Origin of the sequence: Proteiniphilum sp. X52 (assembly GCF_003712195.1) — a bacterium.
Lineage (GTDB): Bacteria > Bacteroidota > Bacteroidia > Bacteroidales > Dysgonomonadaceae > Proteiniphilum.
The window spans coordinates 1-24,083 of sequence record NZ_RDSD01000019.1 but is presented as its reverse complement, the minus strand read 5'-3'; the positions used below and the strand labels follow the sequence as shown (position 1 = coordinate 24,083).

Annotated in this window: 15 protein-coding genes and 1 pseudogene; 10 read left to right on the top strand and 6 right to left on the bottom strand. The window is 46.9% G+C overall.

The features are described from left to right. The first annotated feature begins 40 nt into the window (after positions 1-40). From D7D25_RS13565 to D7D25_RS13525, 9 genes are all read left to right on the top strand, one after another. The gene (locus D7D25_RS13565; RefSeq protein ID WP_122969482.1) at positions 41-2,386 is read left to right on the top strand and encodes a glycoside hydrolase family 3 N-terminal domain-containing protein; all 2,346 of its coding nucleotides are present in this window, start codon (positions 41-43) and stop codon (positions 2,384-2,386) included. A gap of 177 nt (positions 2,387-2,563) precedes the next feature. Further along, positions 2,564-3,703: a Gfo/Idh/MocA family protein gene (locus D7D25_RS13560; protein ID WP_255417311.1), complete on the top strand. Its 1,140-nt coding sequence runs from the start codon at positions 2,564-2,566 to the stop codon at positions 3,701-3,703. A gap of 251 nt (positions 3,704-3,954) precedes the next feature. Beyond that, on the top strand, positions 3,955-4,521 hold the full coding sequence (locus tag D7D25_RS13555; protein ID WP_122969481.1) for an RNA polymerase sigma factor: 567 nt from the start codon (positions 3,955-3,957) through the stop codon (positions 4,519-4,521). A 63-nt stretch (positions 4,522-4,584) separates the two neighbouring features. After that, entirely contained in the window at positions 4,585-5,547 is a 963-nt protein-coding gene (locus D7D25_RS13550; protein WP_122969480.1) for a FecR family protein, read from the top strand. A 165-nt stretch (positions 5,548-5,712) separates the two neighbouring features. Continuing rightward, complete coding sequence (locus D7D25_RS13545; protein ID WP_370453857.1) at positions 5,713-8,964, top strand: TonB-dependent receptor; 3,252 nt, start codon at positions 5,713-5,715, stop codon at positions 8,962-8,964. Positions 8,965-9,085: 121 nt separating this feature from the next. After that, a complete protein-coding gene (locus D7D25_RS13540) occupies positions 9,086-10,573 on the top strand; it encodes a RagB/SusD family nutrient uptake outer membrane protein (RefSeq protein ID WP_255417310.1) in 1,488 nt (495 codons plus the stop codon). Between the two features lie 30 nt (positions 10,574-10,603). Further along, positions 10,604-11,977 carry a DUF5016 domain-containing protein gene (locus D7D25_RS13535; protein WP_122969479.1) on the top strand — a complete coding sequence of 458 codons (1,374 nt, stop codon included), beginning with the start codon at positions 10,604-10,606 and terminating at the stop codon, positions 11,975-11,977. Positions 11,978-12,051: 74 nt separating this feature from the next. Further along, the gene (locus D7D25_RS13530; protein WP_122969478.1) at positions 12,052-13,686 is read left to right on the top strand and encodes a beta-N-acetylhexosaminidase; all 1,635 of its coding nucleotides are present in this window, start codon (positions 12,052-12,054) and stop codon (positions 13,684-13,686) included. Positions 13,687-13,922: 236 nt separating this feature from the next. Then, positions 13,923-14,447: a hypothetical protein gene (locus D7D25_RS13525; protein WP_122969477.1), complete on the top strand. Its 525-nt coding sequence runs from the start codon at positions 13,923-13,925 to the stop codon at positions 14,445-14,447. A 251-nt stretch (positions 14,448-14,698) separates the two neighbouring features. Here D7D25_RS13525 and D7D25_RS13520 read toward each other — a convergent pair whose 3' ends face one another. Continuing rightward, positions 14,699-14,917, bottom strand: coding sequence for a hypothetical protein (locus tag D7D25_RS13520; protein WP_148038930.1), 219 nt, complete (start codon positions 14,915-14,917; stop codon positions 14,699-14,701). Between the two features lie 177 nt (positions 14,918-15,094). On the opposite strand from D7D25_RS13520, the gene D7D25_RS13515 reads away from it, so the two are divergent. After that, complete coding sequence (locus D7D25_RS13515; RefSeq protein ID WP_255417309.1) at positions 15,095-17,368, top strand: S9 family peptidase; 2,274 nt, start codon at positions 15,095-15,097, stop codon at positions 17,366-17,368. Positions 17,369-17,389: 21 nt separating this feature from the next. On the opposite strand, the pseudogene D7D25_RS18825 reads toward D7D25_RS13515, so the two are convergent. The 5 genes and pseudogenes from D7D25_RS18825 to argS form a co-directional block, all read right to left on the bottom strand. Further along, positions 17,390-17,482, bottom strand: a pseudogene (locus tag D7D25_RS18825) (ThuA domain-containing protein); the annotation flags it as partial. A 10-nt stretch (positions 17,483-17,492) separates the two neighbouring features. Then, positions 17,493-17,756 (bottom strand): hypothetical protein, encoded by a 264-nt coding sequence (locus D7D25_RS13505; protein ID WP_122969475.1) that lies wholly within the window; start codon positions 17,754-17,756, stop codon positions 17,493-17,495. Between the two features lie 63 nt (positions 17,757-17,819). Next, the gene (locus tag D7D25_RS13500; protein ID WP_122969474.1) at positions 17,820-20,276 is read right to left on the bottom strand and encodes a glycoside hydrolase N-terminal domain-containing protein; all 2,457 of its coding nucleotides are present in this window, start codon (positions 20,274-20,276) and stop codon (positions 17,820-17,822) included. Positions 20,277-20,437: 161 nt separating this feature from the next. Further along, positions 20,438-21,685, bottom strand: a complete 1,248-nt coding sequence (locus D7D25_RS13495) for an acyloxyacyl hydrolase (RefSeq protein WP_122969473.1) — start codon at positions 21,683-21,685, stop codon at positions 20,438-20,440. A 57-nt stretch (positions 21,686-21,742) separates the two neighbouring features. After that, a complete protein-coding gene (gene argS, locus D7D25_RS13490; protein WP_122969472.1) occupies positions 21,743-23,536 on the bottom strand; it encodes an arginine--tRNA ligase in 1,794 nt (597 codons plus the stop codon). Positions 23,537-24,083 lie beyond the last annotated feature (547 nt).

Sequence of the window (24,083 nt, the reverse complement as noted above, 5' to 3'; positions counted from 1 at the left end):
GAAGAATGAAGAATGAAGAATGAAAAGTGAAAAGTGAAAAATGAAGAAAATCAGTTTTTTTATCCTGACGATACTGCTGCTGGTTGCCTGTGACGGGGGAAATGAAAAAGCATCCGGCTTGGGTTTGGATCCCGGTATCGAGAAACGGATCGACAGTATCATGGCGCGGATGACCCTTGAGGAGAAAGTGGGGCAGATGGCACAGTTCACGCTCGACGTGATCGGAAAAGGAGGGAATGTCTATTTCAGCGACGAGCCTTTCGAAATCGATCCCGCCATGCTAGATACGGTGATAGGCAAATACAAGGTGGGTTCCATCCTGAATACGGCGAACAACCGGGCACGTACCACTGAAGTCTGGGAAAGAACAGTGCAAGCTATTCAGGAGAGGGCATTGGCCGAGACAGGTATACCTGTGCTCTATGGCATTGATGCCATTCACGGAACCACCTATACCGCCGGATCTACCCTTTTTCCTCAGGGTGTGGGTATGGCCGCCTCCTTTAATACCGAGCTGATGAAAGAGGGTTCCCGTATTACGGCTTACGAAACCCGTGCCAGTAATATCCCCTGGACTTTTGCCCCTACCATGGATCTGGGAAGGGATGCCCGCTGGCCGCGCCAGTGGGAGAGTTACGGCGAGGATGCTTATCTCAATGCGCGAATGGGTTTGGCCTCCACACTCGGGTTTCAGGGTGATGACCGCAATAGTGTGGGCAGCCATCGTATCGCGGCCTGTGTGAAGCATTATATGGGTTATGGAGTACCGGTCTCGGGCAAAGACCGTACGCCGGCCATCATCTCCGAAAGCGAACTGCGTGAGAAATATTTTGAACCCTTTCGCGCTTCTATCGTCGAAGGAGGAGCGCTTTCGCTGATGGTCAATTCGGGTATCATCAACGGTGTGTCCACGCATGCCGACTATAGGTTATTGACCGAATGGGTGAAAGAAGACCTCGCTTTCGACGGAGTAATTGTGACCGACTGGGCCGATGTGCAGAACCTGCTCTCGCGCGACAGGATTGCCACCGATTATAAAGGAGCGGTGAAAACGGCTATCAATGCGGGGATCGATTTAGTCATGGAGCCGTATAACCTCGCGTTCTGCCCCACTTTAGTAGAGCTGGTGGAAAAGGGTGAGGTGCCGATGAAACGGATCGACGATGCGGTACGCAGGGTATTGCGGTTGAAATTCCGTCTGGGGCTTTTTGAACGGCCTTACTGGTCACGCTCCGAATATCCCGATTTTGGGGGTAGTGAGAGCGAAGCAGTAGCCAAGGCGGCTGCGGACGAGTCGATCACTCTTTTGAAGAATGAAAATGACATTCTTCCGTTGCCGACCAATGCCCGTATCCTGGTAGCGGGACCCAATGCACACTCTATGCGTACCCTCAACGGGGGGTGGAGCTATTCCTGGCAGGGGGAAAAAACCGAAGAGTTCGCCCAGGGTTACAATACCATCTACGAGGCGCTGCAAAACAAATTTGGTGCCACCAACGTGAGATATGAGCCGGGAGTTACCTATAAGATGGATGGGCAGTATTACGAAGAAAATCCCCCTGAGATCGGAAAAGCGGTAGCCGCCGCAGCCGGAGTGGATTATATCGTATTGTGTGTGGGTGAGAACTCCTACTGCGAGACACCGGGTAACCTGGATGAACTGGCGCTGTCGGAAAACCAGACAGCCCTCGCACTGGCGCTGCAAAAGACAGGAAAACCGGTCGTACTGGTATTGAATGAAGGACGACCCCGCCTGATCCGTAAGATTGAACCCGATTCCAAAGCGGTGCTTCAGCTTTATCTCCCGGGTAATTTCGGGGGAGATGCCCTGGCCGATATCCTCGCGGGAGATGTCAATCCCAGCGGCAAGTTGCCCTATACTTATCCCAAGTTCGAACATGGATTGATCACCTACGATCATAAGCCCAGCCAGAATATCGACGGTAAGATGGAAGGCGCTTACGATTACGGAGCGCAGACTTCGGTGCAGTATCCGTTTGGTTTCGGTCTGAGCTATACCACGTTTGAGTATGCTAATTTGGCGGTGGACAAGAAAGATTTTGTCTCGGGTGACCTGCTGACTATAACCGTAGATGTGAAGAACAGCGGAACAGTGGCCGGTAAGGAAGCAGTACTGCTCTTCAGCAGCGATATGGTGGCCTCCCTTTCTCCCGATGTGCGTCGCCTGCGTGCATTCGAGAAGATAGCACTCGAACCGGGTGAGACCAAGACCGTTACGCTTCGATTGGCGGCCGATGACCTTGCCTTTGTAAACGAAAAAGGAGAATGGACACTTGAAGCGGGCGAGTTCAAACTACAGGCGGGCGATCAGATCGCGATGATTCATTGTGCGAAAGCGCGAATTTGGGATACGCCAAATAAGTGAAAAGTGTGCCGGAATCATCATTATTCAGACACGAATGTAAGATTTCGTAAGATACCATCATTATTATAGGTAAGTTGAAAAAATTTTTCATTACATTTGCTCTCGCGTAATAAACAGGAAAAGCAGGTTTTTCCTGCTTTCTGTTTTTAATGAATGCAACACGTGAAGGAGCATTATATGAAATTTCCTGTTTTATCAATTGGTCTTATTCTTCTTGCAGGCTTGCTTTGCAAGCAGCTTATTGATACGCCGCCATCGGGTCATCCTGTAAGGATCGGGATCGACGGCCTGTCGCATGACCATGTTCACGGCCTTTTGAATAACCATAGGAAGCGTGCAGATATTCAGATTGTCGGTATTGCCGAACCCAATAAAAAAAGAGCACAGGAGTTGGCAGACCGATACGGATTCGACATGAATATCGTATACGATGATCTGGCTGCAATGGTAGAGCAGACCCAACCGCAAGGTGTGGTTGCTTTTAATTCGATTTACGATCATTTAAACACCGTGGAGGTGTGCGCCCCGAGAGGAATCCATGTAATGGTCGAGAAACCGTTGGCCGTCAGTGGAGAACATGCCGGAAAAATGGCGAAATTGGCCCGGGAAAATAATATTCATCTTTTGACCAACTACGAAACCACATGGTATCCGACCTATTACAAAGTTTTCGAAATGGCTGTCCGGAACCGGCAGATCGGAGATATAAACAAAGTTGTTATCAATGATGGACATAAAGGGCCTGTGGAGATTGGATGCTCTCCCGGATTCCTTGACTGGCTTACCGATCCCGTTTTGAATGGGGGAGGGGCGGTAACCGATTTTGGCTGTTACGGAGCCAACCTGATGACTTGGATTATGCGGAACCAGGAACCTGAAACGGTTACGGCTGTATTGCAGACGATCAAACCCGAAGTTTATCCCGAAGTGGATGATCAGGCGACCATTATCCTGACTTATCCGCATGCGCAGGCGATAATCCAGGGATCGTGGAATTGGCCTGTGGAGAGAAAAGACCTCTCCATTTACGGAAAGGAGGGCTATGTGACGGCGCTCAACGGGCAAGATTTGGAATATCGTTTAAATCGTTCTGTTCCCAAAAAACAAATGAAAGTCACCCAATTTCCTTTGGATGCGAAAGAACCGTTCAGCTATTTCGCGGATGTGATCAGAGGAGATATCAAAGTGGAAGAGACAGACCTTTCTTCTCTTGAAAACAACCTGATCGTCGTGAGAATATTAGATGCGGCAAAACAGAGCGCGGCAGAGGGTGGAACCGTTCAGTTCAAAAAGAAGTCTTCTGTTTTTGACATCTGATGCCGCAAAATCGATCCGTTCAACCGGTTTGAGGGAATACTGTTTTTTTCGAATAGGATATAGGTGGAATTGCTGTGAAAACAACAAATCGTCCAAACTTCCATACAAAGTCGTGACAAAAGGAGTGGTTCTCACCCCCGCTCATCCGGTTGAGGATGGAATCCAGAGGATATTGGCGTCGGGGTGAGACGTTTTGTTAAAACGCTCAAAAATTTTTGCGAGTAAAAAAAAAAAGGAAGTAATTTGCATGTATGGAAGTGGATGTACATGCTAATCTTGTTAAACAGTTGGCCGGAGGCTCCAAAGAGGCCTTTACCCGGTTGTACTCACTCTATTCCGCGTCGATTTATGGCTTTGCCCTGAGATTGACCAAATCCACAGAGGATGCGGAGGATATCCTGCAGGAAACATTTATACGCATTTGGGATAACAGAAACAACATATCTTCCGACGCGTCTTTTAAGTCCTATCTTTTCCAGATTACTTATAACTTGGTGATTGATCATTTTCGTAAACGGATTAATTCCGTTGATTTCGAGAATTTTATCGCGAGTAATTATTACCGGCAATTGTCGGAGAATAATACCGAACAACAAATCACCCTGGAGGAATACCACCGGCTGATAGCCCAATCGGTCGCCAAACTCACTCCACGCCAGCAAGAGATATTCCGCATGAGCAGGCAAGAAGAATTATCAGCCAGAGAGATAGCCGAACGCCTGGGCATATCGGATAAAACGGTAAACAATCAAATATCACTGATCCTGGCGACCCTTAAGGCTGATTTATTATTATTTTTCCTATTTTATGTTATATAACATATAAATTGGCTCGGGACATCCATCCCTTTTTTCCGTATTACTTGCAGAAAGGGGATATACATGAAGACTTCATTAATAAGGCTATTGTCGCAACTCATGTTCGGCAAGATTACTCCCGGGCAATTCAGGGAATTACGTTCCATCCTGAATAACAGTTCGGATAAAGAGCTGGAATCCACCATGCGAAGATTGTGGGAAGACCCGCTTACACCTCTTCCGGTACCGGAAGAGAGGAATCAACGCATTGTGGAAGTGCTGGAACGACATATTCATGTCAAATCCCATAATCTCCGCTGGTTGAAAATTGCCGCTGTGATTATCCTGCCACTTCTTCTCACCTGGGGCCCTTACCTCTATTTTTCTCCTGACAAAATATCCGTGCCGGATATGATCGTGATGGCCGAATCAGGACAAAAAACGCATCTCATCTTACCGGATGGATCAAAGGTATGGTTGAACTCAGGATCATTTTTAAGTTATCCCTCCGATTTCGGGACTAAAACCAGGACAGTACGGTTAGCAGGCGAAGGATATTTTGAAGTTACGAAAGATCACACAAAACTATTCTCTGTCGAAACCGAGGGGGTGAACATTCAGGTACATGGCACCAAATTTAATGTGGCGGCCCATCCCCATGCACCGGAAACAAATATATCCCTTATTGAAGGAAGTATATCGGTGGAAGATAAAGAACAAAACAGGTTAGCCATGCTGATACCGAATCAAACCTTCAAGGTAAACACCGGGAATCTGCAATTTGAAATCATAGAGGAGGATACCCAATTAACCGCTCTCTGGAGTGAGAATAAATGCCGGGTGGAAAATGCCACGGCAGAAGAAGTTTTTAAGAGAATGGGGTATTGGTATGGGTTGAATATCCATTTGGAAAACAATAATACGGATTATCGCTATGGATTCACTATCAAGGAAGAATCTTTCCGCGAATTCCTGGAATTGATGAACGAGCTGACTCCGTTGGAGTACAGTATTAACGGAGAGGAGGTGACCATCAGATATAAATGATACTCCTTTGTCCATGAAAAAAAAGCATGAGAACCGCGACAGTTCCCATGCCTGGAGAATACTTTCACCTTTCCGCTATGGTAGTTATGAAATCAGGGATTTCTTAACTATAGGGTTTTGTATTCTCAACAAAAATAAGCACTTTAATTGAAAGTAAAAAATAACATGGAAAAATCTAATTATACAATACTGCTTATTGCTTTTTGTATGTGCATGCCTATCGGCATGTTTGCGCAAACAGGAAAAAAATTGGATCTGGCATTAAAAGAAAAGACATTAAAGGAATTTTTTCAAACCATAGAATCCAAAACAGAATATACATTTATGTATAGTAATGTTGATCTGGATCAAAAAGTAAGCATAGAGGTAAATCAAACTTCATTGGATAATATCCTGAAGAGTGTATTGACTCCGATGTCTCTCACTTATGAAGTCAGGAACCGCCAAATTCTGATAAAAAATCTGATTGAAAAAGTCCAATCGATGCCGGCAGACGGCCCATCAACGAAGTCAATCACCGGAACTGTCCTTGATCAGAACAATGAGCCGGTTATCGGCGCAAATATCATCGAAAAAGGCACCAGCAATGGTACGGTGACCGATATTGACGGTAATTTTTCGTTACAGGTGAAAAGTGATGCCGTGCTTCTTGTATCCTATATCGGTTATTTGACTCAGTATGTCAACACCGCCGGACGGGGCAATTTCACTATTGTCTTGCAGGAAGATACGCGATCGTTGGAAGAACTGGTTGTGATAGGTTACGGTACGATGAGGCGAGCCGATATTACCACCGCCGTATCGGTTGTGTCGACCGAAGACATAGACAAACGCCCACTTATGTCTGCAGCGCAGGCTTTGCAGGGAAAAGCCGCAGGTGTGCAAGTTGTTCAGCCGTCGGGGGAACCCGGAGCGGGAATGACTATCCGCGTGCGCGGGGCAACGTCGGTGCAGGCATCCAACGAGCCCTTATATGTGGTGGATGGTATGCCTACGGACAATATTTCCAATATCAGTCCTAACGATATTGAGTCGATGCAAATACTGAAAGACGCTTCATCAGCGGCGATTTATGGCGCACGCGCGGCAAACGGTGTTGTGCTGATTACCACCAAACGCGGACGGGTAGGAGAAACCCGGGTCAGACTGAATGCTTACACTGGATTTTCAAGACTCGGCAAGAAGATAAATGCCCTTGATACGGAGCAATATAAGGAACTGATGAAAGACCTGAAAAAACAAGGATCCATCGCCGCTCCTACTATTCCTGATGATGAATACCGTTATTCAGACTGGACGGACCGGTTTTTCGAGACCGGGATTAATCAGAATTATCAGGTATCGGTAAGTAAAGGGTCTGAAAAAATTCAGTATGCTGTTTCAGGGGGATTTAGTGATGAGAAGGGAATTGTCGGAAAATCGAAGTTTAATCGTTACAACTTTCGCGCCAATATAGACAGCCAACAGACCGACTGGCTCCATGTCGCCCTGAATTTTTCATATTCCAAGACAAAGGGGCAGTGGGTCAGGTCCAATGCCAGCTCTTTAAGGTCGGGATCTATCTTGTCTGTGATCAATACCCCTCCATTCATGCAGGAGTGGGATCCCGACAATCCCGGACAATATGATGAAACTGCTTATGGGGCGCGTATCATGAATCCATTGGCCGCGAACGCCGCCGACAATGTGACTGCTACGGATTTCCTGAAAGGTTCTTTGGCATTCACCTTCGACCTTTATAGGGGGTTAAAACTCAAATCCACTTTCGGCACCGACATCTACAACGAACAATGGAACTATTATCTCGACCCCCTTTCCACCTCCGATGGACGTGCCACCAAGGGGCGTGTCGAGGAGAGTTTCAGTAAGAATAATGAATGGCTGATAGAAAATATCCTTACTTATGACCGTTCTTTCAACAAACATAACCTCTCGTTGATGGGTGGAGCCACGCAACAACATGCTCAGGCTGATGGTCTCTATCTTGCCGCTTTTGACATGGCGGTGGGTTATCCCCATCTCCATTCCATCAATGCTGCAAACCAGATAGACAAAGATGCTGCCAGTTCACCCGCTTCGGCATGGTCATTGGCCTCATTCCTCGGTCGACTGGCATACAATTATGACAGTAAATACCTGCTTACGGTAAACTTCCGCTCCGATGGATCGTCGCGATTCGCTCCGGGGTATAGATGGGGGTATTTCCCCTCACTTTCAGCAGGGTGGCGTGTCTCCAGCGAGGAGTTCATGAAGCCGCTGCAACCCTTGGTAGATGATATGAAAATAAGGGTCGGATACGGTAAGAACGGTAATCAAGGAGGAATCGGCAACTATGCTTATCTTGCAGGACTGGGAGCGAGCCGCGTGGTGCCTACTACCGATAATCAGTATCCCGGGCAGGCAATATGGAAGAGCAGGGCCGCAAACACTGAACTTACATGGGAAAAAACGTCGCAGTGGAATGCCGGGCTTGATATGACGCTTCTTGGTTCCCGTCTCAATATAACCATTGACGCATACCATAAAAAAACCACCGACCTGTTGCTCGATGTAACCCTCCCCGCCAATATTAGCAATCTGTCAGGAAATTTTACCCGCAATGACGGAGAGATGATAAATAGAGGAGTGGAATTCCTGGTATCATCAAAGAATCTCACGGGTGAATTCGGATGGGATACCGATCTTAATATCTCTTTCAACCGGAATAAAGTTACCAGACTGGGACTTGCCAAAGTGTATTATTATGCTCCTACATACGGCACCGAAGAGCATGCGGTTATTCTGAAGGAAGGCTTGGAACTGGGGTCGTTCTTCGGATATATATCGGAGGGCGTGGATCCTGAAACGGGGGATATCATATACCGTGATATAAGCGGAAACGGCTCTGTGGGGCCGGAAGACAGGACTGTGATAGGCAGTGCGCAACCCGACTTCATATACGGCATGACCAATACATTTTCCTATAAGAACGTTTCTCTCTCCCTGTTTCTGCAGGGCAGCCAGGGTAACCAAATATTCAATGCGTCGAAAATAGATACCGAAGGTATGATGGATTTCCGCAACCAGTCCGTGAAGGTCATTGACAGATGGAGAAGGCCGGGTATGGTCACCGATATACCCCGGCCGGGAAATGCGGAGAATATACACAACTCAAGTCGATTCGTGGAAGACGGTTCATATTTGCGGGTGAAGAATATAACCCTGTCTTATGATTTTATGCCTTCGTTGCTCAAAAAGATACATCTGTCCCGTTTGCAGGTATATGCCACAGCACAGAACCTCTTTACCTTAACCCGTTACAGTGGTTACGATCCCGAAGTCAACGCATATGGCGGACACGCCGTGGCAATGGGGGTGGACTATGGCACTTATCCTCAGTCTAAGGCAGTTGTGTTTGGATTCAATATGGAGTTTTAATCCGGAGAATAGGAGACGGATATAAATTGTGTTGTGATTGGTTAGATCAATATTATCCGTGATAATCAGACCATTATAATAGGTTTCATGATACTACAAACAAGTTGAAAATAGACATTATATGATGAAGAAAAAAATATTAATCATGGCAAGTTTGTCTTTGTTCCTGGGTGCCTTTAGCGCATGTGAGGATTTCCTGAATGAGAATCCGCAAGCCGATTTTACAGAAGAAGGGACCGGTGAGGAAGACCTTGTGTCCAAATATAAAAACCAGGCGGAAGCGGAAGCCGAACTGTCGGGGGCATACAACAATTTCAAGGCGGATATCTTTCAGCAGGAGAATTTTATGCTCAATGATGTACAATCGGATAATTGTTACGTCGGAGGCGACGGAACGGACGAGGAATATGTGGACATGATAAACATGTATGCGACCAATAAGAAGGTGCAGTTGGTGTGGGAGCAGTATCTTTCAATGGCCGGAGCCGCCACGAATGTCCTGGAAAATGTGAAATTAATGGATGTGTCGGCGATAGCGGATGCGGAAAGAAAACGGATCATGGCTGAGGCAAAATTCATCAGGGCATGGGCTTATTTTGATATGGTACGGATATGGGGTGGTATCCCGATGACCAATCAACTTGTACCTGCTTTGACCAATGACAATATCGAACGGTGGTATCCTGTCATATATCCCGAACGGACACCTGAAGATGGAGTATACGAGCAAATACTGAAAGATCTTGATGAGGAGCAAACAATTCAATATCTGGACAGTCAGCATAAAGGGGGATTTAAGGCTTCCAAGGGGGCCGCTTACGGTTTATTGGCGAAAGTGTTGGCTACAAAAGGAGAAAAGGGTAGGCGTGATTATACCAAAGTGGTTGAATTCTGTGATAAAGTCATCGCCCAAGGGTATCAGTTGGTGGGCGATTTCGACGATTTGTGGAAACCGGATAACAAATTCACCACAGAGAGCATTTTTGAAGTTTACTATACCACCGAAGCTCCTAACTGGGCTTATTGGACTTTGCTCAAGGAATATGATGACGGGTCTGTGACATGGAGACGCTATTGCACTCCTACACACGATTTCATCGCCAAGTTCGATAAAGTAAATGATAGCCGTTATTCTTCGTCCATAATCTGGAAAAACGCTCCTTATGATGTGTATTATCCGGCCGATAATTATCCGTTCTCGTATAAAATCCGAGAAAAAAACTCGGAAATAATATTGATGCGCCTGGCTGATATTTTATTATTGAAAGCCGAGGCTTTGGTCGAATTGGACAAGGTTCCCGAAGCAATCGACATCGTAAATCGGATACGTGAAAGGGCCGGTCTGGGGACATCGTCCCTGAACCGGAATATGGGACAGTCTGACGCCCGTCTCGCCGTTGAAAACGAACGTCAACTCGAATTGTATATGGAAGGCCAGCGCTGGTTCGACCTTGTCCGTAACGATCGGCTGACAGAGGTGATGACAAAACATAAAAATAAAGACGGTAAGATATTGTTTGCCTCTTTACAACCTTTCAGGGCGAAATGGCCTATTCCTCAGAGCGAGATAGATAAGAATGAGCGCCTCACGCAAAATGAAGGTTATTGATTATTGATGTCTGACTAAAACTGAATTGAGATGAAAAACAAATATACGTACATATATATGATGGTTTCCTGTATGGCATTTTGGCTGGGTGGGTGTGAGGACGACAGTAGCGGACGTGTTGTTTACCCTTACTCCTCTCCCGAAATATCCAATGTGTCGTACTCCTTTGCCAACGAAGTGGAAGCGGCTGACTCCATTTTCTTTTCCATGGACATAACCGATCCCCTGACGCCACTCTCAACTCTCGAAGTGACTTTGACCTTTGAGGATGAAGTGATCTATTCCGAAACAATCCGTACCAAAGGATCATCAGCCCAGATCAAGAACCACGGCATATTCATCCCTTTTCATAGCCTTTTTGACGAAGGGGATGCTATCCTCAACCTCACGGCGATAAATGTGGAGGGCAGCGAAAAAACCGAGCTGAAGACTTTCAGGATTAAGCGTCCGGAACTTCCGGCCACCCTCTACCTCCATTACGACGGGAGGGTGTTGCCCATGACACGTACTGAGAATAATCCTTACGAGTATCAGACGGAGAACGGTGATTTTCCCGAGACCTTCGACGGCAAGATATCTACTGCTCCCACGCTTGAGGCATCTGCCTTGATTTGGGGACTTTCCCAAACCAGGAATGGGGCTGAGCTAGTATCCGGAACCGGCGCTAATTTCATTTTTAATTTTGAAAATGCTGTCATACAAAGGGTTATTTTTAACACATTCAGCTTTAATCTCGGGTTTGCCGGCATTTCTAAAATAATATCCGTAAACGGAGTACAACTCATGCTTGACAATAACGGCCTCTATCAGGCTACAATAGACTTCACCCGGAATGCCGATATAGAAGTGACGGGTATTCAGGATCTGGGAGGTGCCTATAACCGGGACTTCTTCAGTTATGACCAAACAACCGGGAAACTGGCTTTTATCCGTGAAACAGGGACATGGACGGTTTACTACTCAATGAAGTATAATTATATGTGGGTCGCGGATATGAGGGATGTGGCACCCGATGCCTTCTGGCTTGTCGGGCACGGGTTCACCTGTGCTCCCCGGTGGCATGATGATTATAGTTCCGGGGGGTGGAATCTTGAGGACATTACCCGTCTGGCTTATGCTGTGAAGACCCGGGAACATACATACCAGGCAACCATATATCTTAACGATACGCATGAATGGGCTTCTTTCGAAGTGGAAATATATAGTGATCTGGGGTGGGGAAAGGAGAAAGGTATGTTACTGTCGGAAGAATCGTTCAGCGGCGATGCCACCGGCTTTAAAGTGTCTCTATCCAATGGTTTTACAAATGACACAGGCTTTGTTCCCGGATATTTCCGTCTTACTTTTGACACCTCGGGCGGTGTGGGTAAGGAGAGTATGAAGATTGAGCGTTTAAGCAATTAAATGGTGGAACGGGCCGGTGGAATGTGAAGACATCAAAGGTTCCATATACCGGAATAAAACAATAAAATAATCAGATGAAAAAAACATATATAACGATGAAGAGGAAGGGTTTACTATTCTTCCTGATGGCTATTCAGCTTCTGTCCGCTTACTCCTGTTCGGACGACAACGGTCAGGCGCAAAATCAGTTCACGGTAAAAAGGGTTTCAATAATTCCATTACCCGTCTCGCTTGAACATGGCCGATATAATATCGCCATACCCCGAGATGCGACCATAAGTGAGGATATCAAAGGAATAGGAAGGGACTTGCTGTCGGCTACCCTTGCGGAAATAACAGTTAACCCCGGTGGCGCCGCAAACGGGAATGCTTTCATCCGCATTTATAACGACAACACATTGCAAAAAGAAGGTTACAGGATCACCGTTGAAGATGATGGATGCAGTATCTATTACAGTGCCCCCGAAGGTCTTCTATGGGGGATTCAAACCATGAGGCAGATACTCCTTCAGTGTGGCACTTCCGACGATGGAGTCAAGAATATCCCCCTGTTGATATTGTCGGACGCACCCAAAAAAGCTTGGAGAGGATTCCATATAGATGTGGCGCGCCACATGTTTACGATCGATTATCTGAAAAAAATTGTAGATCATCTCTCTTTCTATAAAATAAACAAGCTGCAGTTACATCTCACAGATGACCAGGGATGGCGTGTGGAGATAAAGCAATATCCTGCTCTTACCGAGATCGGGGCATGGCGCCCTTTTGATGAGTATGATCTTAGGCTCATTGAACAGGCTAAGTCTGATGACAGTTTCAGGATTGACTCCCGTTTTATCAGAGGTGTGGATCAATACGGCGGGTTTTATACCCGGGACGAACTGAAGGAGCTGGTTAACTATGCCTCCACGCGGGGGATAGAGGTAATCCCCGAGATTGATATGCCGGGACATTTCACCGCAGCCATCAACGCCCACAACGACCTCTCCTGTACAGGTGAGGCCGGGTGGGGGACGGAATTCTCCCATCCTCTCTGTGCGGGTAAGACGGAGAACTATCCCATGATTAAAAATATAATAAAAGAAGTGGCGGAACTTTTTCCCGGTAAATATTTTCATATCGGCGGAGATGAAGTGGAGAAAACGCAATGGAAGAAATGTCCTCATTGCCAAGCGCTCATCGTCGAAAAAGGACTGAACGGCGAAGAGGGATTGCAGAACTATTTTATCAAAGAGATGGCCGATTATGCCCGGTCTCTGGGTAAAGAGGTGATGGCCTGGGACGACGCATTCATCCCTTCCGAGCCGCAGGAGCTGTTGTATACTTACTGGAGGGACTGGATGTCGGACAGGCCTGGCCTGATAACTCAGGGAGGGTTTCAGATGATATTTATGGAGTGGGGACGTTTCTATTTGAGCGCTGATCCTTCCGATGCGCAATTGCGATCGCTTTATGAATTTGAGTTTGAACCACAGTTCAAGAATATTGTGAAGAGCAATGTGAATGGTTTCCAGGCATGTGTCTGGACGGAGATGATCCCTAACGAAACAAGGCTGGAGTATCATTTATTCCCCTCCCTTCAGGCTTTCTCCGAACTCGCATGGGGCAGCCAACGTAACTGGGGCGGTTTTCAGGCCCGTATTCCCTGGCACTTGCACCGGCTTGAACAATCAGGATTCAAACCCAGAAAATCAGCATTTACCCATTAAGAGACCGGGGCGGTGGACATGTGGTCATGCCGGCCGCTCTTGAAATATGAATTCCTGAACCCCATTTTTTCAGTCAATTGAGCGATTTGTCGTCCAAAACGGCATTACAGCGACGTTTGCTTACAACGCCGCGGGCGACCGGGCAAAGACAATAAGTGTTTTTGATGAGTTCCAGCAAACAATCCTAAAACAGAATTTGTTATATAAGGGAAGTTTAATGGATAAAAAAGAAAAAAATGAAAATCAAGAATGTAAGAAAAATTGTATTTGTAGCTGCTTTCGCGGCGGGACTGACTTTGTTCTCATGTAATAATCCCAAGCAAAAAGAGACCACAACGGCCAAAGATACCGTATCAGTAGTGGTTGAAGACAAAAACAAAACCACAGTCACAGCTAAGGATTTTACCGTTTACACATATGCCGATAAAGATAAGGCATTAACCGACGCTAACGCCGAGCTGGATAGGCTGAATCGGCAAATTGACGGAATGAAAGCCGACTTTAAAGAAAAGTCAAAGGAATTATCGGCCGAGGCTAAAGCTGAATACGAAAAATCCATTGCCGCTTTGGAAAAAGAAAGAGACGAGTTTAAGGTAGAAGTGGACAAAATCCAGAACAGTACCGAAGAGAATTGGGAACAGCTCAAGAAAGATGTGAATCGCACCTACAATAAAGTGGCGGCGAGCGTTGAAAAAGGTTGGAAAAACTTTAAGGAAGGAGTGAAAGACGTGGTGAAAGACGTCGAAAAGAAACTCAACTGATTTTCCCTTGCATTGGAAGGGAGTTGAATAAAGGCGTACGGATGGTACGCCTTTATTCGTGGATAAGGCCGGAGAAACTGTGGGAATCTCTTTCCCTTCAAATTCCGAAACCCACCCGTGGTCCTTGCTCAGCAGGCAGTATTCCGTGGTGTCTTCGACATTGAAAAAGGGTCTTGATAATGAAACGATGTTGTTGCCTTATAATGATGTTTTGTGACATTTTTTCTCGACTCGGTGCAAGGACTGCGATTTCAACAGGTTTTCCAATGCTTCCAGGTTGGCGCGTGACGTTGATTTAACCCGGCAGCGAACTGCCTGGCTTTGCCCTGGACTTCCTTGTAGGAGAGTGAGGTGTAAGCGGTGCCATTGATTTTTTTTCGGGCAAGGTTGATATTTTCCCCGAGATTCTTTTTCAGAACTTGAACGAATTCACTACTTTTGTGCGAGACCTTGGATTCTTTTGTTTTCATTATGACTAACCGGCAATCAGCTGTAAGACACAAAAAATTCAAGATCTTTGCCAAATAGAATCAATTTATTTCGTTCATAGTCAGATAATTATATTTTCGAATGTTTTTTTGTCATTTGATGATAGCGGATAAATTTATGTGAAGATATTTTAACCTGAATAAAAGTAGCTTAATGATATGAACATAATAAAAAGAATGGGCGTATTGATCGCCGTGATTGTGACAACTATGAGTCTGAATGCGCAAACTATTGCAGGTGACTGGAAAGGCACCCTCTCGGTGCAGGGAGTGGATCTGGAACTGATTTTTCACCTTACCGGTGGCGACGGGGATTTGTCCGGCACAATGGACGTGCCTATGCAGGGAGCGGCCGGCATACCGGTGGACAAGGCGGAGCTGACGGGTAATCGGCTGAAACTGGGCGTGACCGCGGCGCAGATCGTTTATAATGGGGAACTGCGGGGAGACAGTATTACCGGGAACTACGAGCAAGCCGGAATGACTCTCCCGCTTACTTTGAAACGGTTTGAAAGTAAACTGCCGGGGGATGCCGGCCTGGTAACGGGCGAAGAGGAATTGCGGAAACTGGCCGACTTTGATAAGGGTGATTACATATACAGTGTGGCCGATTACTTTGCACGGCCCAGCGCGTCGGCATTCCAACTGTCACCCAACGGAAAGTATCTGTCGTACAAGGAAAAGGATGGACTTAAAAACCATGTGTATATCAAAAACCTTGCCTCCGGGGAGGTGATCCGTGCCATCGAGGAAAAAGAGGAGCCGATCAAAGGATATGGATGGATCAACGACGATCGGTTGTTTTATGCGATGGACAACGGGGGAAATGAGAACTACCATATTTACGCGACAAATATCGATGGGGGAAACAGCCGCGACCTCACTCCTTTTGAGGGGGTAAAGGCCGGAATCATTTCTCTCCTGAAAGACCAGAAAGATTACATCATCATTTCAATGAATAAAGATAACCCGCAGATATTCGAGCCTTATAAACTGAATGTGGTGACGGGTGAATTGGAAAAACTCTATGAAAACAGTGATGCCGCTAATCCTATCCAAGGATATGATTTTGACAAGGAGGGTGATTTGCGCGCCTATACCAAAATGGTAAACGGAGTGGAAATGGAGTTGTATTATAAGAACAGGGAAACAGGGGTTTTCGAGTTGAAGAAAAAAACGAACTGGGACGACAGCTTCTCGATCATCGCCTTTAATTACAATACGCCCGACCCCGATGATGCTTATGTGGTCACCAACCTCGACGGAGATAAAACCCGTATCGTTCTCTACGACCTGAAAAACAGCCGTGAAATAAAAGAAGTGTTTTCAAACCCTCATTATGATGTGGCCAGTATGGGGCTCTCCCGTAAACGCGACTACGAAATTGATTATTTCAGCTACGAGGGCGAAAAATCGGAAATTATCCCTGTGAGTGACCTCTACAAGGAAATCGATGCCGGCGTGAAGCGGCACTTCCCTGGAAAGATATACGGTATTGCCGATCATGATGACGATGAAAACACATTCCTGATCATCCTGCAAAGCGATAAGTTGTATGGAAAGTACTATGAGTACGACGTGAAGACAAAACAGTTCACCCTGTTATACGACCTGATGCCGCAACTGAAGGAAGAGGATATGGCGGAAATGCGTCCTATCTCCTTTAAGAGCCGTGACGGACTGACGATCCACGGATATGTCACACTCCCGAAAGAGGCACTGGAAGGCAAAAGGGTGCCTATGGTGGTGAATCCGCATGGCGGTCCGCAGGGAATCCGCGACTCGTGGGGATTCAATCCCGAGACGCAATTGTTTGCCAGCCGCGGCTATGCCACCCTGCAGGTGAACTTCCGCATCTCGGGCGGATATGGTAAAGAGTTCCTGCGTGCCGGTTTCAAGCAGATCGGCAGGAAAGTGATGGATGATGTGGAAGACGGTGTGCGCTATGCCATTGCACAGGGTTGGGCCGACGAAAACAAAATCGCGATCTATGGAGGCAGCCATGGGGGCTATGCTACCCTGATGGGACTTGTGAAAACGCCCGATCTCTATACTTGCGGGGTGGATTATGTGGGTGTCTCCAATATCGAGACTTTCTTCTCGTCGTTTCCCGAATACTGGAAGCCGATGACCGAGATGGTGAAGCAGATATGGTACGACCTGGATGATCCCGAAGAGAAGATCATTGCCCGTGAAGCTTCGCCGGTCTACCAGATCGATAAGATCACCAAGCCGGTCTATGTGGTGCAGGGTGCCAACGACCCGCGCGTGAACATCCACGAATCCGACCAGATTGTGACGGCACTGCGCGCCAAAGGCCTGGAAATACCTTATATGGTGAAATACAACGAAGGCCACGGCTTCTATCGCGAAGAGAATCGTATGGACTTTTACAGCACCATGCTGGGATTCCTGGCGAAATACCTCAAGTAGGATTGGACTCATGATCTCGAGTGCTTCGGGTACATCAAAATCGCTGGCGACGTGTCCCAGTGAAGAATAGAAAACACGTCCCTTGCCGTACTGTTTTTTCCACACTACAGGCATTACGGCTCCTTCAACCTGAACTTAGGAAATCGACTGCCGCTCCGGTGCCTCTGTCCCCGCATCCGACAAGGGCCGCTTTTAACGGTTTTCCATCCGGTGCAATATCCACGGATGAAAACATCCCCAATTCCTCTGCCGAGTAGGTTTTTCCTGAACTCTTTTTTGTGTTACCCGAACACGATGTGAAAATAGCCGGAGTTGCCGCACCCAAAGGAATGGCAGTACCCAGTACGGCTGAGTTTAATGATGTAGTTGATGTGTGTTCGAAGAACATCTGGGCGACAATGCAATCACAATAAAAATAAAAAAGAATAGTTTACATGCTCGTTTCAAATGATTAAAATTTTGTTTTATTGCTCAAATCGTAGGTAGTTCCCGCGGTGGTTGGGAAAGAAAATGTTTTCCCGTTGTATTTCACCACGCAATCGTTTCCCGACTCAGAGGTGATCTTCAATGATGTGATTTTTCCATCATTCCATTCTGCTTCTATTTCAAAATTTCCCCGGGCTTTGATCCCTTTAAAGCTGCCGCTGGTCCAGGCATCAGGGAGTGAGGGCAATAATTCGATATAACCGCCGTGACTTTGCACGAGCATCTCGGTCATTCCTGAAGTAGCACCAAAGTTCCCGTCGATCTGGAAGGGCGGGTGGGTATCGAACAGATTTGTCAGTGTGGATTCTTTCAATATTTCCTGCACCAGTTTATGAGCACGGTCACCGTCATGCAGTCGTGCCCAGAAATTTATTTTCCATGCCTTACTCCAGCCTGTACCCCCATCGCCACGCGTATTTAGTGTGGTTTGCATCGCTTTTGCATATAGGTTCTCCTCCGCACTTCTGCCTGGTACGATCCTGCTTCCCGGATGCAACCAGTGTAAATGGTTGACGTGCCGATGCCCATTGTCGCCCGTAATGTCCATCAGCAACTCATCTTTCCATTCCATCAGTTGTCCGGCAAGACCGATCCGGGGTCCGGCCAACTGATCCTTTGCCTTCTTTATCTCCTGTAATTCCGGAGTATCATATTTTAATGTGTCGCTTGCCTTGATTACCATATCGAACAGTTCCCATATAATGGCCTGATCGGCTGATGCGCCAAGCGAATAGGGGCCATGTTCTGGTGAATAAGAGGGATTCGCGACAAGCGTTCCGTCGCGGGAATCGCGCCAGAGATTATCTACCCAGAATAATGCGGCATCTGTCATGATCGGGTAGTAGTCCCTCAGGAATTCTATGTCCTGATTGAACTGATAATACTCCCAGATATCCTGGCACATCCAGGCGGCGGCAGCCGGAAAGTAAAATGCTGTGTACCAGTTTCCGGGGGCGGTATTACCCCAGATATTATTTTCATGATGAATGACCCAGCCTCTCACCGGACTTCCGTCTTGTTTACAATAATAATGTTGCGCGGTAAGTCTTCCCCGCGAAACAAGGCTTTTGGTATATTCAATGACCGGTATATGGCAGTCGGACAGATTGGTTTGTTGGGCCAGCCAATAATTCATCTGGACATTAATGTTGGTATGATAGTCAGCATTCCATGGAGGGGTTAATCCTTTTGCCCAGATCCCCTGAAGATTGGCGGGCAAAGAGCCTTTTCGGGAAGATGAAATCAATAGATAGCGTCCAAATTGATAATACAACTGCTCGAGGTATAAATTTTCTGCGGTTGTATTGGTACCGTCTTTATATCCTTTTAATAACTCATCAGTAGTCTTATTATTGATGTTAGCCGCATTGCCCAATGAAATACTCATCCTGCCGTACAGTGATTTATAATCCCGAATATGTGTGTCCAACAATTGGGTATAGGTTTTTTGAACTGCTTTATGTATTGTGTTTTCAACTGTGTTGCGGGGATTGATGCTGGAAAAATAATTGAAATCAGCATTCATCGACTGATGGTAATTGGTTGCGGCCGAGGAGATCAGCAATATTTCGTCGGCATTTTTCACCTTGATTTGGTTACCGTCATTACTTATCGCTCCGCCTGTAGGGATGATTATCATTTGCTGGACAAACTTCAAGCCGTCGTCGCCATGGTCGGCCGGCCTCCCTTCCAGGGTAATAACGTTATCTCTCACGCTTATAAGGATGCTTTCCTGCGGCGATGTGAAATAAAATGTATGTGAAAGTGAACCTCTTTTATCAGCCGTAAGACGAATGACAATTATATTGTCGGGATGGCTGACGAAATATTCACGTGTGTAATTTATTCCATTTTGGAGATACGTCGTTTTAGCAACCGCATTGTCGATATCCAGTTTACGTGCGTACCGGGAATAACCGGCAGATGTTGCCGGATTCGAGCCAATGTGGATGTTGCTCAATTGCTGATAGGAACCAAAATCGTCTCTGTTCCCCGTCAGGTCCAGGATATGGCTTTTCAATCCGTCGTCTTCAGGAGCATAATCATGTGCGATAACTTTTCCGTTTGCATCTATTCCTGCGGACTGTGTAGCTGTGAAATCCGTCATTTTCTCCTGTAAAGTATTTCTGATATGTTGCAAAGTACGATGGTTTTCAGCAGGCGTTCTCCGGTGCCCGCCGTTGTAATCAGGATTTTTACCCGGTCCGCCTGACCATAATGTTTTTTCATTCACAAGAATAACATCTTCGTCGACACCGCCGAAGACCATTGCACCTATGTGGCCGTTGCCAATCGGCAGAGCTTCATTTTCCCAATTTGTAGCGGGAGAATCATAGTGCGTCATTAATGCGGGATTCTGCCCCCAGGTCAACACTATACTGCCTGTCAGGAAAAAAGATGTGATCAGTTTTTTTAGTTTCATTTTATTTAGAATTAAGACTCTTGGAGTCATGAATCAAGACTTCTTAAACTAAAAGTGAAAAATGAAAAATTTGGGATCCCGGACTTATATCACATTGATCCATTGGTAATTAGTAATTGGTAATTGCTAATTCAAATCACTTTTCCGCCTTTCCACTTTATTTAATGCTGCGGATGCTGGTTATTCAGCCGCAGGCCAAGGCCTAACATCAGGTAGTTAGGCGTATCAAAATTCTGCAGGTTATATCCGATATGGATGAACGAGTGACGGGTGACTTTTATTTTTAAAGCCAATATTTGGTAAAACCCTTTAAGGTCGCCACCGCCGTGCAAGAGGTTGGCCCCCACACCCACTCCCACATCGAAATAGGGCATCACATATTCTGCCCGCGCGGAAAGCCCCAGCGCCAGTTGTTTATTCACCGCCGGTTTATAAAATGTATATCCGGGATTGGGGTCGCCGTAGGAGATGATGTAATCTTCGGTATATATGTTGGCGCTGTTGTCATATACCCCGTCCAACGATGCCCCAATCCGGAGCTTGTATCCCAGGTTGTACATGGGGTTGATGTTGAATCCAAGCACGGTGTACTTGTCAGGCGAAGCCATTGGCTCGCCATTGAAGACGATCCCTTTGCGACGCCAGGATCCGAAGAAAACCACATCGTAACTTACATGTCGGGGAAAATCCCTTATAAGAGAGCCGTATCCTGGCAAGCCTTGTGAGAGCTGGTTTACCTGCCGGTTGATATTATAGGTGATCCCCGCTTTTATGTCTGTCACATTCAATCCGGCATTGGGGAATTTAGTATTTCCGTTGGAGAAATGGGTGAAAGTGACGCCGTAAATAAGATCGAAATACCGGGAAAGAAGATGCCGGAAATAAAAGTTCACGTTCATATAGGCGTTGACCTTTGATCCGACCATTCCGTTGTAAGGATTTTTGTAGTAGTCGTAAGGATTCCATCCGGTCGACAGCCCGAAATTCCATTCATAATCGAACGACAGGCGAGGGGTGATCTCGGCCAGGGTCGCTCCCTGAAACAGATAGGCCGCTTTCGGGTTGCCGATCTCACGGGAATTGTCAAAATTATAATAGGCAAACCCGATTCCTTGATAAGCGCCGCGGTAGATCTGTCCGGCACGGCTGTCGGGATGGAACTGGAAAGCATATTTCAGGTGAGAGGAAAAGGCATACCTGATGGGTCGGGATCGTTCATTCACTCCCCCCAGGAATTTGTTGGTGGGAATGATGTAACCCGGACGGCCTCCTATCTCTACCCGGTGAATAAGAGTCGGCCGGTCGGAGTAAACCGAGTCGCGATGGAGTTGTGAGCGCACGCCCCCTGTGTTCCAGAAAAACAGGATGGCAAGAAGAAGTATGTTTCTATTGATTTTTGTTTTGCTCATGGCGCTTCCGATATGGCAGATCCCGGACTTCCGACTGAATCAATTCTTCAGTTGATATCACATCCGTTCGGGAACCTCTATGCCAAATAATTTCATTCCTTTTTTGATGGTCAGGGCTATGTTTTTTGACAATAACAACCGGAAATCACGTAACGAGCTGTTCTCTTCACGAAGGATGGAGAAATCGTGGTAGAACTGGTTGAATTCTTTTGCCAGCTCGTACACATAGTTCCCGATGAGGGAGACATTGTATTCGGTGCCTGCCTGTTTCACCACCGCGTCGAATTCCGCGAGTAACTGTACCAGCCCTTCTTCTTTCCCGGAAAGGGCGAGGGTGTTCTCCAGTCTTTCAGGAATGGTGATGCCCTGTTCACCGGCTTTGCGCAGGACGGATTGTATACGCGCGTGGGTGTATTGGATGAATGGCCCTGTGTTGCCGTTAAAATCGATTGATTCTTTCGGATTAAAGGTCATGTTCTTCTTCGGATCCACTTTCAGTATAAAGTATTTGAGTGCGCCCATACCCACCATCTCCGCGATTTTGTCGGCTTCTTGGGTGGATATGCCATCCAGTTTACCCAATTCCTTGGATGTCTCACGGGCCGTTTCCACCATTTCGCTCATCAGCTCGTCGGCATCGACCACTGTCCCTTCACGCGATTTCATTTTCCCCTCGGGTAGTTCCACCATGCCGTAGGAGAAGTGCGCGAGTCCCTTGCCAAACTCAAATCCAAGCATGTCGAGCAGGATGGAAAGTACCTGGAAATGATAGTTCTGTTCATTCCCCACCACATAGATCATGGTGTCGATGGGATAGTCGTCAAACCGTAATTTGGCTGTGCCGATATCCTGCGTCATATAAACCGATGTCCCGTCGCCCCGTAGTAGCAGCTTGTGATCCAGTCCGTGGGGAGTGAGATCGGCCCACACCGATCCATCTTCTTTCCGGTAGAAAAGTCCTTGATTCAGGCCTCGCAGCACCTCTTCTTTTCCGGCAAGGTAAGTCTCCGATTCATAGTAGATCTTATCGAATGACACGCCCATCCGGCGGTAGGTCTCGTCAAACCCCGCATATACCCACTTGTTCATCCGCTTCCACAGGTTGACGGTCTCCTCGTCCCCGGCTTCCCATTTGCGTAACATTTCGCGGGCTTCCGCCATGAGTCGCGACTGTTCATCGGCCTCCTCTTTCGACAGGCCTTTGTCCTGTAATGAACCCAATTCCTCTTTATATTTTTTGTCGAACAGCACATAATAGTCGCCGATGAGGTGATCCCCCTTCTTACCGGAAGATTCGGGCGTCTCGCCGTTGCCCCATTTCTGCCAGGCAAGCATCGATTTGCAGATATGGATACCCCGGTCGTTCACGATGTTGGTTTTCACCACCCGTTTTCCGTTGGCGGCCAATACTTGGCACAACGAATGTCCCAGGAGGTTGTTTCGCACATGCCCCAAGTGCAGTGGTTTATTGGTGTTGGGAGAAGAGTACTCTATCATATAGAGTGGTGCGTCGTCCGCAACAGGTGTGAAACCGTAATCGGGTTCTCCGTCGATTCGTTCCAGTAATCGGAGCCAAGCATCTGCCGTAATTTCCAGATTCAGGAATCCCTTGATTACATTGAATCCGGAGATGATCGCTGTCTTTTCCGTTAACCAGGAACCTATATCTTGTGCCGTCTCCTCCGGTTTTTTCCGGGAGATTTTCAGCAAAGGGAAGGTGACGAGCGTGTAGTGTCCTTTAAACTCTTTCTTTGTTTTTTGAAGCGTGATTTGCGACGTTTCCACGTCTGCCTGATAAAGTGCTTTTATCGCCCGGATAATGGCATCCTGAAGATTATTCTCGATATGCATGTCTTGATATTGCTGTTTTAGAGACACAAAAGTAGTAAAAAATAATGGAACCGCGTTGCTTCTATCTGTGTGTAACTCCATAATCCGGGTGTCACTGATTTTATATGGCAAGAGGATCCCTGTTCAACCGGCGATGTACCCGGAGTGATCCAAAGAGGATCTTGCAGGCCAAGCCGATTGCCGATAGGTTGTGAAATATTTTTTGCTGTAAATGGATTTTCCTTGAAAGAGATACGATATTAGTGCCAGGAATAAGATGAAGGGTATCGGAATACAGTATTTGCTCCTGCTTGTCAATTCCGGCCATAACCATGTATGCGGATTCAATGTTTTTTGATTTATAAGACAGCTTCACCATACCATCTTTTTGCCTATGCCGGGGCAATAATATCCGCTGTGCTATTTCGGATTGAAGTTGATCTGCCGGAGAGTAACCAGCGCTATGGTACAGAATGGAAGGAAGGTCGTTCTCGGGGGGGGGGGGGGGGGGGGGGGGGGGGGGGGGGGGGGGGGGGGGGGGGGGGGGGGGGGGGGGGGGGGGGGGGGG

Bases quoted from the DNA above. Each gene is read 5' to 3' on its own strand.
- D7D25_RS13545 (WP_370453857.1), top strand. From the start codon at position 5,713: ATGGAAAAATCTAATTATACAATACTGCTTATTGCTTTTTGTATGTGC.
- D7D25_RS13540 (WP_255417310.1), top strand. From the start codon at position 9,086: ATGATGAAGAAAAAAATATTAATCATGGCAAGTTTGTCTTTGTTCCTG.
- D7D25_RS13505 (WP_122969475.1), bottom strand. From the start codon at position 17,756: ATGTTCTTCGAACACACATCAACTACATCATTAAACTCAGCCGTACTG.
- D7D25_RS13560 (WP_255417311.1), top strand. From the start codon at position 2,564: ATGAAATTTCCTGTTTTATCAATTGGTCTTATTCTTCTTGCAGGCTTG.
- D7D25_RS13515 (WP_255417309.1), top strand. From the start codon at position 15,095: ATGAACATAATAAAAAGAATGGGCGTATTGATCGCCGTGATTGTGACA.
- D7D25_RS13525 (WP_122969477.1), top strand. From the start codon at position 13,923: ATGAAAATCAAGAATGTAAGAAAAATTGTATTTGTAGCTGCTTTCGCG.
- D7D25_RS13495 (WP_122969473.1), bottom strand. From the start codon at position 21,685: ATGAGCAAAACAAAAATCAATAGAAACATACTTCTTCTTGCCATCCTG.
- D7D25_RS13530 (WP_122969478.1), top strand. From the start codon at position 12,052: ATGAAAAAAACATATATAACGATGAAGAGGAAGGGTTTACTATTCTTC.
- D7D25_RS13555 (WP_122969481.1), top strand. From the start codon at position 3,955: ATGGAAGTGGATGTACATGCTAATCTTGTTAAACAGTTGGCCGGAGGC.
- D7D25_RS13565 (WP_122969482.1), top strand. From the start codon at position 41: ATGAAGAAAATCAGTTTTTTTATCCTGACGATACTGCTGCTGGTTGCC.
- D7D25_RS13550 (WP_122969480.1), top strand. From the start codon at position 4,585: ATGAAGACTTCATTAATAAGGCTATTGTCGCAACTCATGTTCGGCAAG.
- D7D25_RS13500 (WP_122969474.1), bottom strand. From the start codon at position 20,276: ATGAAACTAAAAAAACTGATCACATCTTTTTTCCTGACAGGCAGTATA.
- D7D25_RS13520 (WP_148038930.1), bottom strand. From the start codon at position 14,917: ATGAAAACAAAAGAATCCAAGGTCTCGCACAAAAGTAGTGAATTCGTT.
- D7D25_RS13535 (WP_122969479.1), top strand. From the start codon at position 10,604: ATGAAAAACAAATATACGTACATATATATGATGGTTTCCTGTATGGCA.
- argS (WP_122969472.1), bottom strand. From the start codon at position 23,536: ATGCATATCGAGAATAATCTTCAGGATGCCATTATCCGGGCGATAAAA.